The organism is Acinetobacter sp. YH12064 (assembly GCF_013419735.1).
Taxonomy (GTDB): Bacteria; Pseudomonadota; Gammaproteobacteria; order Pseudomonadales; family Moraxellaceae; genus Acinetobacter; species Acinetobacter amyesii.
In genome coordinates, this window is sequence record NZ_VOZP01000022.1 from 15,175 (window position 1) to 28,836 (window position 13,662).

Genomic DNA, 13,662 nt, shown 5'->3' on the forward strand with positions numbered 1-13,662 from the left:
TACAAAGCAGGTTGTTGCGTAAAGGTGTGATATAAAAAATGCAATTATTAAAACAAGTAGAGACGTTACCATGACACAGATGATTGACATAAAGGTAAAGGACCAATTTAGTCAGGTTTATGAAGCACAAGCTTTGGTGCGTAATCCTTCAGAAGAAGATTCAAGAGGGCTGTTTCATCGCATTGAACATATCATTATTGCTGGTGAAATCATCCTACCCAGTATCGAATTACTTTTTGAAAGTCAAAAATCGGACAGTATTTACAAGCTTTTAGAAGCTTAAATTGAATGAATAAAAAACTCACCTTATGGTGAGTTTTTTATTTTTAGAGATTGAAATTTAAGCTGTTTGATCTGCTTTAAATTGATTCAAAATATAAGAGAGTAACTGATAGCGCGTCATCGGATTGCTAGAAGACAATTCAACGTCTTGTTTACGCACTTGGATTTCTTGAGTTAAAACCCCAGCTTGAAAACGTTGCACGATCATATGATCTTTTGATACATCATGGTCGGTCAGCACTAGTTTTGGTCCAAGGTGCAGATGTCCAATCGCATCTAGACATTGTTCAAGGCTGCTATATAGGTTGAAAAGGATGAGTGCCTGATCATTAGAATAATTGGCTAAATTCATTTTTATTATCCATGGTCAAAAATTATTGAGCAGGAATAGTGTATATGAATTGAGCAACAATAATCTGTATGGATTATTTTTCATTTAATGTCTATCTAGGTGACTTTGGTTAAATCATTGAGACAGCTTAAATCTTTATGAAAAATAAGTTGGAATTCGCTTTAAATTAAAGAGGCTTGAATACCAATGGGACATCGTAACGGGCAAATTCTTCAATGATACTGTTTAAAACCAATTGAGCTTGAGGTTCCGCTGCTGTAAAGGTGAGTTCTTGGTTCGTTTGGCTGTTGAAGCATTCAACTTGTTCTATACGCCAAATTGTTTCAATGGCTGTATTTTGAATGACCACACGTCTAGGCTGTAATTCATCACTAATTTTTCGTGGCATGACATAGGTAATGGCCAATTGAACATTAGGCAATTCGTCTTGTGAGGTTAAGAAGGTAAATACCCAATTGCCAATTTTGCTGAGTTGCATTGGATTATCGAAAGAATCAAATTCTAAACAAAATTGTTGTGACATTGACATGCTCAAACGCTGGGAGGTCGGTTTAATTCTTGCGATTTTTTACTGTTGATTGACATTAGGGGAAGGTCGTATAAAACAGCAGTTAAAACCATAAAAGAAATAAGTGAATCGATAAAGTTAATAAAATTCAATTTTTTATATTGATATGTGTGAAGAATTACTCACCTCATTAAGTTGTTTTTTGAATGAGAAGTGAGGAAAAGTCTCTAAGTTAAACCAGTTGTTGCAGATTTTTTAGACTGTAATTAATTTGCTGTAATGCATGTTGTAAGAGTTTAGGTTGAATATTGGATTCATTTAGACAGGTGATCCATTGCATCTGACAGGCTTTTAAGTCTGCAATGTCCGTGGCCTGTTGAATATTAAGCATTAATTTTTTTGCCATCAGCCCACAATAACGCTGTAAGTAACTGCACATAAAACTCTGCAACTCATCAAAATCATGCTCGATGAAATCAACGGTTTTTTCTGGTAATACAGGATTGTTTGTTGTCGTAGTTTCAGGTGTGGATTGTGGGAATTGATGGGGTGTAGAGCCCATCGCATCCATTGGTAGGGAGGTCGTCAGTGCGTACTGTGAATGAATCTGAGGAACTTCCATCGTAGGAATTGAAACTTCATTAAAAGTCACATGTTCTTGCGCTGTGAGATCAAATGCAGGGCTAAGGTTATTGAGATCGGATGTATTGCTAGGCGCTTTTTTAGGAGTATTAAAAGCAGAAAAATCTGAGCTTTGAAGGCGTAGATGATCATGTGCTGTAATTGGTTGAATCAGCCCAAGTTCCATTAGTTGCTCGAGCAATGTCTCTTCAGCAATCCGCTGCTGATAATGCACTGGCATTTGGTTAAAGTCATCACTACCAATTAAGAGTAGCAGACGACGTTGTCTAGCATTTAATGCGAGCTGTCGGTCTTTTAAAGTTTGAAACCCCAGCTCAGTTTTTTGATAGTTGAACATGCCTTAATTCCATAGCTCAAAAGAATTAAGACAATCCTATGCAGTGATAATGACAGTAATATTAAGAAAATATTAAACAATCAATGATTTATAGAGTAATGGCAGCAGAGTTTTCTAAAGCTTTACGCAAGTACGGGTCTAAGTCATCTTGACGTAATAGCCATTGCACATAGTCTGCAGGTAATTCTGCAATTGCGGTACCACGATGTTTACCAAAATTAATACTGCGAGGAATGCGAGCATCTTCCGAAGCTTCGTATAATTCTTCGATGCTATTGATTTTTAAGTGATGGACGATATGCATCAAAATATTGGCAGTTAAAATGATATCCATATCTGCGCGGTGAGCTTTACGGATCATTTCACGTGCTTTTTCACTGCCTTTGGTGATCATATATATCAAGGCAGAAATATTATGCGCTTCTGCATCAGGCCAAACTCGACGAGCAAGGGCAAGGGTACAAATGGCTTTAATTTTTGAACCATCTACACCGCATTTTTCGAGCGCTCGAATATCGTAGTCGATATTATGCCCAATGATATATGTCGTCTCTGATGGGAGTTCAAAACTGCTGTAGTGGGGCTGACCTTCAAGATCTGATTCTAAAATATGATGTACAGCCATTGCTGCAAAAGAAATTGCTTCATCACAACGATAAAGTTGATCAAAAATTTTAGATTTATCTAGGGTAATTTTGGCATCTGCCACCTGAATTGGAGCATAGGCAATCTCGATGGGTTGTCCATTTAGTGTATGGGTTTCTGTGTCGAGAATGATGGCTTGCATGTCCAGTTCCAGCATGTTGAATAATGTTTATGAATGTACATGATCACATCCACACTGACAAACCCATGCTGTGATTATTTGTAGGAATATTATGAAGATGGCTGCGCAGTGTTTAAATAATCTGCTTTTATCGCATCTGCCGAAATATAACCTTTACAGCGGGATAAAGCTAAACCATCTTCTAAATCGACTTATTTTAAAGGCTTTTGTCCATCGTGATATCCAAAAATGTCGCTAAGTGGATTAAGCACTAGAGTATGTTCACGATCAATGGCATGGTGGTTTTTCGGCTTTACTTTTGTGCATATGTTTGTGTAGTTGGCAGGGGGTACAGCATTTTTGTTGATTTTACATTTTGCTTTAACCTCCGAAAAATAGCCCAATCTGTATCCAATGATCAGAAATATAAGTTCAGCCATTTTTCTGAGATCGGGGTGGCTGATTTATTTGAATGCTGTTAATCCATATCGAGCTAAAACAAAGTTTTAGTTCTATATTAATTTGATAAATTAAAATAAGAGTAGTTGCTTAAAAATTAGGCTTGAACAAAAGTTTGTTCCATGTATTTAATGATTCATATTCAATGAAAAATTGACTTTAAAACAACAAACAAAAGGATCATGGAATGAAAATGCTGCGTTTAACGGTTTTAGTCAGCAGTGCGCTATTTTTAGCAGCCTGCGGTAATGATAGTAATGACCAACAATTTAGTAATCCTGAAACAAACGCTGATCTCAATCAGATCAAAAATCCGGTGGTAACTACAACAGCCTATAGTCAAGACAATATGCCTGCTGTGAGTGCAGACAGCCGATTGATGACCTATAAAATGCTAGGAGTAGATGGCAAAGTTGTTCAAGCCACAGCCTTAGTCTTTACCCCAAAAACAGTTGCTCCGGCAGGTGGTTGGAAAATTGTGGCTTGGGCACATGGAACGACCGGTGTGGCTGATAAATGCGCTCCGAGCCAACAAGGTTTGCAAGGCACTGAATATTTATTGCAAATGTTATTGGCAAAGGGTTATGTCGTTGTGGCACCCGATTATGAAGGATTAGGGGAACCTAGTGGACGTGAAAACCATCCTTATCTGAATCTAAAAAGTGAAGCCTTTTCGATTACCGATGCTGTTGTCGCTGCTCGAAGTTACTTAACCAGTCAAGGTAAAACGGTGTCGAAGGATTGGCTTTCGATCGGACACTCTCAAGGTGGTCAGGCCGTATTAGGTGCAGCTGAATATGCATCACGTGCTGACTTAAATTATAAGGGAACGATTGCCATAGCACCTGCAAATAATCTTGCGCTCATTCTTGACGCTGGCGAGAAGTTAGCCAAAGACAAACCTGCAACCGTGCAAAGTATGATTTATGCGCCTTTAGACAGTTTTACTGCGCAAATCATTGCGGGTATGCAAGGGCATAAAAACAGTGTGGATTATTCAAAAGTATTTAGTGGACATCTGGCTGCGATTGCACCTCAGGCTGAAACAGTGTGTTCAGGCGAGTTAATCAAGTTAATTCAAGATGACATGCTCAGTTATGCGAGTCAGAACACGACTTTGGATAACTATGGTCGAACTCAGCCTGATTTCTTAACTTTAAAGCCAATCCAAAACTTTATGAGTGAAGGTTCACAGCCTTTAACGACAGCGGTGAAAACGCCGATCATCATTTATCAAGGTAAAGCCGATCAGACCATTCCAGCAGATGCGACTAAATTTATGATTAGCCTTGCTAAGCCGGGAACATCGATTGACTATCGTGAGCAAGCGACAGCAGATCATATTAGTATTTATACCGATAATCTGGCAAATTTTGTGCAAGATGTAGAGACTCTCATGCCAAATCAATAAGTTGATTTGACTTAAATAGTGCTCGTGCAGATTCAACACGGGCATTATTTATTTAAAAACAGCACAAACTTCCCTCTCTCATTTCTAAAACTTCATGCTACAATACGCGCCAATCTTAGCACGGCTTAAAAGCCCTAATTTAATAGGACCTCGCTAATGTTTGCCAACACCTCTATTGCTCAATTTGACCCTGAATTAGCTCAAGCGATCTCGAATGAAGATGCTCGCCAAGAAGCGCACATTGAGTTAATCGCTTCAGAAAACTACTGTTCACCTGCAGTAATGGAAGCTCAAGGTTCAAAACTTACTAACAAATATGCAGAAGGCTACCCTGGTAAACGCTACTACGGCGGTTGCGAGTATGTAGACGTGATCGAACAATTGGCCATTGACCGTGCTAAAGAATTGTTTGGTGCTGATTATGCAAACGTTCAACCACACGCTGGCTCACAAGCAAACTCTGCAGTTTACCTTGCGCTACTTAACCCAGGCGATACAGTTTTAGGTATGAGCTTGGCTCACGGTGGTCACTTGACTCACGGTGCTAAAGTTAGTTTCTCTGGTAAAACTTACAACGCAATTCAATACGGTTTGAACCCAGAAACTGGCGAAATCGACTATGAAGAAGTTGAACGTTTAGCTGAAGAACACAAGCCAAAAATGATCGTGGCTGGTTTCTCTGCGTATAGCCAAGTTGTTGATTGGCAGCGTTTCCGTGATATCGCGGACAAAGTTGGCGCTTACTTATTCGTAGATATGGCTCACGTAGCTGGTCTAGTTGCTGCTGGTGTTTACCCAAGCCCAGTACAAATTGCTGACGTAACTACAACGACTACACATAAAACACTTCGTGGTCCACGTTCTGGTTTAATTCTTGCGAAAGCAAATGAAGAAATCGAGAAAAAATTACAATCAGCTGTATTCCCTGGTAATCAAGGTGGTCCTTTAGTTCACGCTGTAGCGGCTAAAGCGATCTGCTTCAAAGAAGCAATGGCGCCTGAATACAAAGCTTACCAACAACAAGTTGTTAAGAATGCGCAAGCAATGGCTGAAGTTCTAATCGAACGTGGTTATGATGTTGTTTCTGGCGGTACTAAGAACCATTTGTTCTTATTATCTTTAATTAAACAAGACATTACTGGTAAAGATGCCGATGCTTGGTTAGGTGCTGCTCACATTACTGTGAACAAAAACTCAGTACCAAACGATCCACGTTCTCCATTCGTGACTTCTGGTATCCGTATCGGTACTCCTGCTGTAACAACACGTGGTTTTGGTGAAGCTGAAGTACGTGACCTTGCAGGCTGGATCGCTGACGTTCTAGACAGCAAAGGTGACGAAGCTGTGATTGCTACAGTGAAAGAAAAAGTTGCTGCTGTTTGCGCTAAATTCCCAGTTTACGCAAAATAAGTCTGACTTGAGAAAGCCCCCTCAAGGGGGCTTTTTTTTATGTCATCAGAAAAATTCAAAAGTTATCTAAACATTTATATTTCTGATATAACGGAATAAGAGATAACAAAAAATTTGCCCATCGCTATAGATCTGTTGGCAAGGTCGCAAAGGAACTTTATATGAAAAAACCCAATATTATTCTTTCAGAACAAGATTTACATCGTTTAGAAACCATGTTGGAGCATCAGTCTAAGCTGACGCCGACGATGGAGCATTTGGAAGATGAGATGGCGCGCGCTGAAGTGGTTGCTCCACAAGATGTCCCTGCCAATGTGGTGAGTATGAATGCCAAAGTTCTCATTAACATTGCACCTGCGACAGAAGCAACCGAAATTACACTGGTCTATCCACATGATTTTCGTGGCGATAAAGGTCAAGTCAATGTTTTGGCTCCAGTGGGCGCTGCCATTTTAGGTTTGGCTGAAGGGCAGGAAATAGAATGGCCGCAGCCTGATGGTCATACCATGAAAGTCAAAATCATTAAAGTGCTCTATCAACCTGAGCGTGAAGGGAATTATCTATAATTCCGCTGTGATATACAGATATAATCCGCACACAAAGCCATCGATACCGATGGCTTTTTAATTTTTTCTTTATTGCATTTTTAGATATGAAATGTGTAAATGTTGTTAAGCAGATTTTATTACAACCATAGCAGTTTAACTTGGGAAAACTGTCAAATAATTGACAGAGTCATGGGCACGAAGTCGGCACACTTTATTTCAACAACACCATTGTTGCTTAATAATTTGAAGAATAAGGTAGAGCCCTATGACACAATTAGAATCGAATCATTACAATCCAGACTATCAATATCAGCATATTGAAGTAAAACCTGTAACCGGTCGTATTGGTGCCGAAATTTCTGGCATTCAGTTGTCTGGAAATTTAGACAAAAGCGTGGTCGATGAATTTAATCATGCACTATTAAAATATAAAGTTGTATTTGTGCGTGGACAGCAAGATCTCACAGATCTAGAACAAGAAGCCTTTGCACGACTTTTAGGAAATCCGTTGAATCACCCAAGTGTGCCACTCAAAGATGGTACAGCACATACTTTGTCAATTGACTCACGTGGTGGGCGCGCAGATTCGTGGCATACCGATATTACGTTTTTGCCCAATTATCCTAAAGCCACAATTTTAAGAAATATAGTTGCACCTGAACATGGTGGCGATACGGTTTGGGCCAATACCGTGACCGCTTATGAAGATTTAAGTCCTGAGCTGCAAAAGTTGGCGGAACAATTACGCGCGGTGCATAGCAACAGTTATGACTATGCGGCGCCGAAAGGTCAGTACAATGAAGAAGGTCGCCATTTATTCCGTACTGCAGTAGAAGTGGAAACTGAGCATCCTTTGGTGCGTGTACATCCTGAAACAGGTGAAAAAAGTTTGGTGTTGGGTCACTTCTTTAAACGCTTCAGTGGATACAGTCCGGCACAGTCACGACGCCTATTTGAACTGTTTCAAGAGCAAATCGTGCAATGGGAAAATATTGTGCGTTGGCGCTGGGCGGTTGGTGATGTTGCGATTTGGGACAATCGTGCGACGCAGCACCGTGCCATCAATGACTATGGTGATGAGCTACGTATCGCCTCACGTGTCACTATCGAGGGCGATGTGCCTGTCGATGTAAATGGTCAGCCGAGTACTGTGCTGAAAAATATTCAAAACACGGACATTTCAAACTTGCGTTCTGAAGCAGGTCGTATTTATGAGAAAGCATCCTAAGTTGCAAGGCTTCAATTAAAACAGCATAAAAATAGATAAATAATGCGAAAAACAATGGTTTTACATTTTTCAGCACTTGCCTAAGATCGATGAGATCTTAGGTATTTTTTTATAGACGTGAGCGATCAAAAGAACTCTGCCCAACAACATTTGTTGCAAATTTTGCGTAATGAAGACATCTTTCAGGGCTTTAGCGATCAGACTTTAGAGCAGCTTGTGCAACAGGTGAAATATTCACGTTTTCATGCACAGCAACACATCTTAAAACAACAACAAATCGTGCAAGATATTTATATTTTACTTTCAGGTACGCTACAAATTGGATGGTTGCTAAATAATGGTGAATTGATTGTAAATGACTATATTCGTCGTCAATCGGTATTTAATTTTGTCGCACTCTTACAACAAAAGCCTTTGAATTATGATTATTTTGCTGCGACACACGTCGAGGTGGCAATCATTTCTGGAACAACGTTTTTAGCCGTTTTACAGCGTGATCCACAGGCGCTTTGGAATGTCGTGCAATCTCTCAGTCGACGCATGTATTTGATGTTTGAGCATAATCGTTATTTGCGAACGGCAACGCTAGAGCAGCGTATTGCTAGACATTTGATTCGACTTTATGAGCAATATGGCTGTCGGCAGGAAATTCCCCTGAAACTCAGTCAGCAGGAATTTGCAGAGTCATTTAATATTTCACGCCAAACCTTGAATAAGCATCTACAACAATTTGTTCAAACACAGGTGATCGCGTGGAATTATGGACAAATCGTGATCTTGGATCTTGAACGTTTAAGGCGAATGAGTGAACTTGATGAATAACTAGATTTAAAATTTGACGAGAAGCCATAATCGCAAATGGCTTCATTGGACTTGTTTTTAGATTAGTGCTTACTGATTTTATCCAAATAACCCATCATAAAAGCAGAAAAAACAAAGGTTAAATGCATGATGATGTACCACATGATTTTGTCATTGGGGATGTTTTTCGCATCCATAAAAATACGCAATAAATGAATCGAAGAAATTGCCACGATTGACGCTGCAACTTTAAGTTTTAATGAATTGGCATCCATGGTGCCGAGCCAGTTCAAGCGATTGGTCGATTCATTAATTTTTAATTGCGAAACAAAGTTTTCATAGCCTGAAAACATCACCATTACAATCAGTCCGCCCACCATAGTCATATCGACCAAAGAGAGGATGACTAAAATCAGGTCAGCTTCTGAATATTCTAAAATATGCGGAAGGACATGAATGACTTCTTGGAAAAATTTAATCGCGAGCAGTAACAGTGCAAAGGATAAACCAAAGTACACGGGAGCCAGAATCCAACGTGCTGCATACATTGTGTTATGGAAAAAACGTTCCATTTAAGCCTCTAAAATTATTGATCTAATATTTGGTTCTAAGGTATATGAATTAAATTTTACGATAATTTTGATAATAATTCATATAGAGTCAGTTGTTTAATTTAAATCTAGATTGAATCTTTGGATATCTTAAGCTTGAATTCATCTGTTTAGGTCATCATATCTATTCAAAGGATGCTGTATGACTGCTTTGGCGGATCTATATGCGACGGTTGAATTTGATGGCGAAATTTGACCGATGAAATAGATGTATTTTTTGCAAAATACTACAAGACTTTTATGGCAGAACTTGTAGTATAAAAATGATTTTATTGAGTTTAATTGGCTATGTCACAAATTGATGTATTGGTGCCGTTAAAGGATATTACGGTAGATCGGGCGGAAGTGCTTTCGATTAAGCGGAATGACCTTGTGCCATTACTGACCGATCAATATCGTCTAAATCATTATGCAGATCAATTAATTCAAGCACAGTCGGTGCTGCTAGACGGTGTTGACCCTCAATTGACGAAACAACTTAGTCAAACTATTGAACAGTTGATTCAAGCTCTAGCCAATTCAAAAAAATATTTAAAAAGACGCAAATTTAATGCCTTGCAAAAATGGTTAGGCATCGATTTGGAATATGGTTCAGGACAAGTTGAATATTATAAAAATCTAGATCAATTACTTGATCGGGCAAATCATCTGAGCCAAAAATTACAGTTAGAAATTCAAAAGTCCCAAGCACGTTTTAATCAACTACAAGGCTTACGTGAGCAAATGGCGCGCTATATCGTCGCGGCTGAAGAGTTCTTGGTGGAATACCCACAGTTTGTGAAAAATCAGCATCCGCTTGACAACTTTGCAGAACGTTTATCGAAAAAGGTGAATACGTTGCAAACCTTACAAGCCAGTAATGATATTGCAATTACGCAAATGCAGCTTTCTCAGCAGCTTTCTTTTGAATTATTAGATCGATATAAGGAAGCTCAGCAGGTGTTGATTCCAGCATGGCAATATCATGTGAAACAAAGTCGTCAAAGTAACTCGACAAGTTCATTGGAAAAGCTTGATAATAGCCGTGAAAATTTGATTAAAACTTTAAAAAAATCATTAGAGAATTCCTCTAAGTCTTAGAAATATAAGGTGAGTTATGACCGATTTAGATGCCAAAAATTTACCCGTTGAAGTAAGCAAAGAATTGACTGAAGAAAAATTTCAGCAACTCAATTTGCAGGAGATTGGCTTACAAACTTCCGATTTTCACGAAGTCGAAGCTGCACGTAAGGAATTGGCAGATTTAAGTCATAATAGTGTTGCCGAATACGGTAAAAACATTGCCACCAAGACGTCGACCTATACCGATGAATTATTAAATTTGGTGCAAAATAAAGATCTAGATGCGACAGGTCAAAAGCTCAATCAGGTGGTACAAGTCGCACAGCAGCTAAATACCACGAGCATTTTAAATAAATCTAAAAGCTCAGGATTTTTTGGTGGTTTGCTGAATAAATTTAAAGGTGCTAAGCAAAGTTTTGATCAGCACTTTAATACCACCAAAGAGCAAATTGATGCGTTGGTCAAAGAAATTGAAACTTCGCAAAATGGCTTAAAAGCCCGTGTAAATACCTTGGATAAAATGTTTGAAGGCGTACAAGACGAATATAAACAATTAGGGGTGTATATCGCCGCAGGAAAGTTGAAAGAGCAGGAAATTCAACAGGAAATTGCAAGCTTAACCACTCAAGTTCAAGATCAAACCACTACGCAAAAAATTTATGACCTCAATCATTTGGCAAATAATCTTGAAAAACGTGTGAGTGATTTACAGATCTTGCAACAGTCTGCGATGCAGACCTTGCCGATGATTCGCATTATTCAATCCAACAATTTGATGTTGGTTGATAAATTTTATGCTATTAAAAATATCACCTTACCGGCTTGGAAAAACCAAATTAGCTTGGCGATTTCATTGCAAGAACAAAAGAACAGCGTGCAATTGGCAAATAGCATTGATGATGCGACCAATGACCTATTAAAACGCAATGCAGATTTGTTGCATCAAAACTCTGTCGATACAGCGAAAGCCAATCAGCGTTCAGTGATTGATATCGAAACACTTGAACATGTGCAAAATACCCTCATTAAAACCGTTAATGATGTGATTCAAATTCAGAAAGAAGGTGTACAAAAGCGTGAAGAAGCGACGACACGTATTCGTGCCTTACAAAACAATTTGAATCATTTAGTAATTGAATCGAGTGGTTCAAACCCTTCTTCATAAACTGTGAGGGAGGTGAAAATATAATCTGAAGGAGTATGTCTTTGCCTCCCATTGATGAATATGCGCTAAATCCGCAGCAACTGGAAACAGGGCTTCAAACCATTAAGAAGCGTCAACGCAATTTGACGTTATTGACCTTAACCAGTGTTTCTGTACTGATCGTTTCGGCTGTGATGTTGTTTATTCAGCATGATATGGTTTATAGCTTTTTTGGCCTAAGTTCTAGCGTACAGCAACTGCATATTCCCGTTAGTGCAGGTGATTTGACATATCAACTCGGTGAGTCTTCCGACTATTTTTTAAACTTTTTATCCTTTATTGGCTGGTTATTTCTAAAACTCATCGTTTCATTTATTGGCGCATTTTTCTTGGTTGGTTTTCTAAAAAAATTTCAATTTTTTAGAATTCGATTCCAATCTTTTGTATTGAAATTTGTTGGCTGGATTTTATCGTTTATTGTGCTTTGGTCAGGCTTAACTTATGTGCAATATGACCTTAATCATGATGATCGTGCAGCAGATCAAAAATTGGTACATTATGAAAAAAATATTCAGGAAAGCCAGCTGGCTTTCGAAATTGAAGATGCACAATTGGCAAAACCTGTGCAAGCCTATTTACTTGCACAAGCTGCTTTGATGCATAAGCCTGTAGATCGTGCGACAGCAATTCCTTTGGTGCAATCCTTAATCAATACCGAGCAACAAAATCCAGCAAAATTCCGTGAATACGGTTTTCAGCCTGAACAGCTCTGGGCGATGCAAAATCAGCTATTTGATAAAACTATGACACCGATGGCGCAAAGCGTGGAAAAACAAGTTCAGCAAGCCAATGTAGTAGAAGTTGTTGTACGTTGGGTGTTGATCGTCGTGATAGTACTCACGCTGATTTTGAGCTTAATTTTGTATCTGCTTTCTCAGCAGTTCAAATCACGGATTAATCGAATTGAGCAGGGACTTCATTAACAGGCCTATTCACTTTTTAGATCATGGCATTGCTCAGAATAAAAATCCCCATCACATAGTATGGGGATTTTTGATCTTGGGTAGATTAACTTGCGCGATGAAAAAGTTGTCGAAGTTCCTGTGTAGAAAAAGTCTGATCATTTACTTCGCCATCCACAAGGTAAAAAGGAATGGGGTGTTGTCCCTTTGATTTTACATACTTTGTAATTTCATGCTGACGGTCTGCAATATCTTTATGTTGAATTGAGCGCAGTACTTTCGAGCCATCTAAACCAATGCCTTCAATAATGCTTTTTAAAACGTGAATTTCAGCAATATTTTGACCGTGTGCAAATAATGCATGGAATAGGGCTTGAGTCAGGGCATATTGATCCAGAATATTGTCCAAGGCCAATATAGCTTGATGAGCCAGTTGACTGTTTGGCATACGTTTCATGTACTCAATATTGACAATCACATCTTCGCTATAAGCGGCAAATTTTGTCATTTCGAGTTTTCGCTTTGCTGCACTTGCGCCATACTTATTGGTTAAATACTGCAGCACATCTAAGCCTTGTTCAGGAATTTCAGGAACGCGTTGAATCGGCAATAGCTCTACACGGGTTGCTGTATGTTCATTCCAGTTTTGTTTTAACTTTTGAAATGTGACATAACTCATGGGATAAACAATATCAAAGACAAATTCAATTTTCATTATTCTGCTCACTGTTGATTTTATACTTGTAGATCGATGGCTGATTGATACAAGGGATTGATTGCGGCTTTATTGATAGAACTCATAAGCAGTCAAATCATCTGATATTTCATTTGATTTAAAGCCGACTTGCTGAAATTAAACTTAAAGCTTTATAAGGGTTTTGTAATTGATCAGGTCGTGCGTATGTCTTGCATAGGCTTGGTTTAATTTCAATAAAAAAGAAAAAAATGAGGGATTTATCACGATATATGTGTACGAAATAAATTATTTTAATGTTAATATATTCCCATATATTTATGATTTAGAAAGAAATTTAATCATTTGATTTGTAAAACCGATTAATTTTATAAAAACAAACCGTTTCACCTATTTAATGGTTTGTTCTATCATTCTCTCATCAAATAAATTTACTCCTCTGGAG

General features: G+C 38.6%; 15 protein-coding genes. 9 read left to right on the top strand and 6 right to left on the bottom strand.

The annotated features are described in order from the left end of the window. The first annotated feature begins 70 nt into the window (after nucleotides 1–70). Nucleotides 71–283 (top strand): hypothetical protein, encoded by a 213-nt coding sequence (locus FTU13_RS16560; protein WP_111885766.1) that lies wholly within the window; start codon nucleotides 71–73, stop codon nucleotides 281–283. A gap of 57 nt (nucleotides 284–340) precedes the next feature. On the opposite strand, the gene FTU13_RS16565 is transcribed toward FTU13_RS16560, so the two are convergent. The 4 genes from FTU13_RS16565 to FTU13_RS16580 form a co-directional block, all read right to left on the bottom strand. Further along, complete coding sequence (locus FTU13_RS16565) at nucleotides 341–634, bottom strand: hypothetical protein (protein WP_111885765.1); 294 nt, start codon at nucleotides 632–634, stop codon at nucleotides 341–343. A gap of 166 nt (nucleotides 635–800) precedes the next feature. After that, nucleotides 801–1,157, bottom strand: coding sequence for a hypothetical protein (locus tag FTU13_RS16570; protein ID WP_180008268.1), 357 nt, complete (start codon nucleotides 1,155–1,157; stop codon nucleotides 801–803). A gap of 217 nt (nucleotides 1,158–1,374) precedes the next feature. Next, nucleotides 1,375–2,121, bottom strand: coding sequence for a hypothetical protein (locus FTU13_RS16575; protein ID WP_180126524.1), 747 nt, complete (start codon nucleotides 2,119–2,121; stop codon nucleotides 1,375–1,377). A gap of 88 nt (nucleotides 2,122–2,209) precedes the next feature. After that, nucleotides 2,210–2,908 carry a 3'-5' exonuclease gene (locus FTU13_RS16580; protein ID WP_111885778.1) on the bottom strand — a complete coding sequence of 233 codons (699 nt, stop codon included), beginning with the start codon at nucleotides 2,906–2,908 and terminating at the stop codon, nucleotides 2,210–2,212. Nucleotides 2,909–3,533: 625 nt separating this feature from the next. Between FTU13_RS16580 and FTU13_RS16585 the strand changes: the two genes are divergently transcribed. The 5 genes from FTU13_RS16585 to FTU13_RS16605 all read left to right on the top strand — a co-directional run bounded on the left by FTU13_RS16585 (nucleotide 3,534) and on the right by FTU13_RS16605 (nucleotide 8,765). Next, nucleotides 3,534–4,757 carry an alpha/beta fold hydrolase gene (locus FTU13_RS16585; RefSeq protein WP_180126522.1) on the top strand — a complete coding sequence of 408 codons (1,224 nt, stop codon included), beginning with the start codon at nucleotides 3,534–3,536 and terminating at the stop codon, nucleotides 4,755–4,757. A gap of 156 nt (nucleotides 4,758–4,913) precedes the next feature. Beyond that, entirely contained in the window at nucleotides 4,914–6,167 is a 1,254-nt protein-coding gene (gene glyA / locus FTU13_RS16590; protein ID WP_180035998.1) for a serine hydroxymethyltransferase, read from the top strand. A 161-nt stretch (nucleotides 6,168–6,328) separates the two neighbouring features. Further along, nucleotides 6,329–6,733: a nucleoside diphosphate kinase regulator gene (rnk, locus tag FTU13_RS16595; protein ID WP_078192900.1), complete on the top strand. Its 405-nt coding sequence runs from the start codon at nucleotides 6,329–6,331 to the stop codon at nucleotides 6,731–6,733. Nucleotides 6,734–6,980: 247 nt separating this feature from the next. After that, nucleotides 6,981–7,943 carry a TauD/TfdA family dioxygenase gene (locus tag FTU13_RS16600; protein ID WP_180126518.1) on the top strand — a complete coding sequence of 321 codons (963 nt, stop codon included), beginning with the start codon at nucleotides 6,981–6,983 and terminating at the stop codon, nucleotides 7,941–7,943. Between the two features lie 117 nt (nucleotides 7,944–8,060). Beyond that, nucleotides 8,061–8,765 (top strand): Crp/Fnr family transcriptional regulator, encoded by a 705-nt coding sequence (locus FTU13_RS16605; RefSeq protein WP_180126516.1) that lies wholly within the window; start codon nucleotides 8,061–8,063, stop codon nucleotides 8,763–8,765. Nucleotides 8,766–8,827: 62 nt separating this feature from the next. Here the strand turns inward: FTU13_RS16605 and FTU13_RS16610 are convergent, their stop codons facing one another. Beyond that, nucleotides 8,828–9,316: a TIGR00645 family protein gene (locus FTU13_RS16610; RefSeq protein WP_078189122.1), complete on the bottom strand. Its 489-nt coding sequence runs from the start codon at nucleotides 9,314–9,316 to the stop codon at nucleotides 8,828–8,830. 327 nt (nucleotides 9,317–9,643) lie between these two features. Between FTU13_RS16610 and FTU13_RS16615 the strand changes: the two genes are divergently transcribed. The 3 genes from FTU13_RS16615 to FTU13_RS16625 are packed head-to-tail and all read left to right on the top strand — an operon-like array spanning nucleotide 9,644 to nucleotide 12,544. Continuing rightward, nucleotides 9,644–10,435 carry a tellurium resistance protein gene (locus tag FTU13_RS16615; protein ID WP_180107244.1) on the top strand — a complete coding sequence of 264 codons (792 nt, stop codon included), beginning with the start codon at nucleotides 9,644–9,646 and terminating at the stop codon, nucleotides 10,433–10,435. Nucleotides 10,436–10,451: 16 nt separating this feature from the next. Further along, entirely contained in the window at nucleotides 10,452–11,582 is a 1,131-nt protein-coding gene (locus FTU13_RS16620) for a toxic anion resistance protein (protein WP_180126514.1), read from the top strand. Between the two features lie 41 nt (nucleotides 11,583–11,623). Then, nucleotides 11,624–12,544 (top strand): hypothetical protein, encoded by a 921-nt coding sequence (locus FTU13_RS16625; RefSeq protein ID WP_180126694.1) that lies wholly within the window; start codon nucleotides 11,624–11,626, stop codon nucleotides 12,542–12,544. A gap of 85 nt (nucleotides 12,545–12,629) precedes the next feature. Here the strand turns inward: FTU13_RS16625 and FTU13_RS16630 are convergent, their stop codons facing one another. Further along, nucleotides 12,630–13,238, bottom strand: a complete 609-nt coding sequence (locus tag FTU13_RS16630; RefSeq protein WP_180126512.1) for a DsbA family protein — start codon at nucleotides 13,236–13,238, stop codon at nucleotides 12,630–12,632. Between the last annotated feature and the right edge of the window lie 424 nt (nucleotides 13,239–13,662).

Excerpts from the sequence above, each read along its gene's own strand:
- FTU13_RS16565 (WP_111885765.1), bottom strand. The coding sequence starts at position 634 with ATGAATTTAGCCAATTATTCTAATGATCAGGCACTCATCCTTTTCAAC.
- FTU13_RS16575 (WP_180126524.1), bottom strand. The coding sequence starts at position 2,121 with ATGTTCAACTATCAAAAAACTGAGCTGGGGTTTCAAACTTTAAAAGAC.
- rnk (WP_078192900.1), top strand. The coding sequence starts at position 6,329 with ATGAAAAAACCCAATATTATTCTTTCAGAACAAGATTTACATCGTTTA.
- FTU13_RS16580 (WP_111885778.1), bottom strand. The coding sequence starts at position 2,908 with ATGCAAGCCATCATTCTCGACACAGAAACCCATACACTAAATGGACAA.
- FTU13_RS16600 (WP_180126518.1), top strand. The coding sequence starts at position 6,981 with ATGACACAATTAGAATCGAATCATTACAATCCAGACTATCAATATCAG.
- FTU13_RS16615 (WP_180107244.1), top strand. The coding sequence starts at position 9,644 with ATGTCACAAATTGATGTATTGGTGCCGTTAAAGGATATTACGGTAGAT.
- FTU13_RS16585 (WP_180126522.1), top strand. The coding sequence starts at position 3,534 with ATGAAAATGCTGCGTTTAACGGTTTTAGTCAGCAGTGCGCTATTTTTA.
- FTU13_RS16570 (WP_180008268.1), bottom strand. The coding sequence starts at position 1,157 with ATGTCACAACAATTTTGTTTAGAATTTGATTCTTTCGATAATCCAATG.
- FTU13_RS16610 (WP_078189122.1), bottom strand. The coding sequence starts at position 9,316 with ATGGAACGTTTTTTCCATAACACAATGTATGCAGCACGTTGGATTCTG.
- FTU13_RS16560 (WP_111885766.1), top strand. The coding sequence starts at position 71 with ATGACACAGATGATTGACATAAAGGTAAAGGACCAATTTAGTCAGGTT.
- FTU13_RS16620 (WP_180126514.1), top strand. The coding sequence starts at position 10,452 with ATGACCGATTTAGATGCCAAAAATTTACCCGTTGAAGTAAGCAAAGAA.
- FTU13_RS16630 (WP_180126512.1), bottom strand. The coding sequence starts at position 13,238 with ATGAAAATTGAATTTGTCTTTGATATTGTTTATCCCATGAGTTATGTC.
- glyA (WP_180035998.1), top strand. The coding sequence starts at position 4,914 with ATGTTTGCCAACACCTCTATTGCTCAATTTGACCCTGAATTAGCTCAA.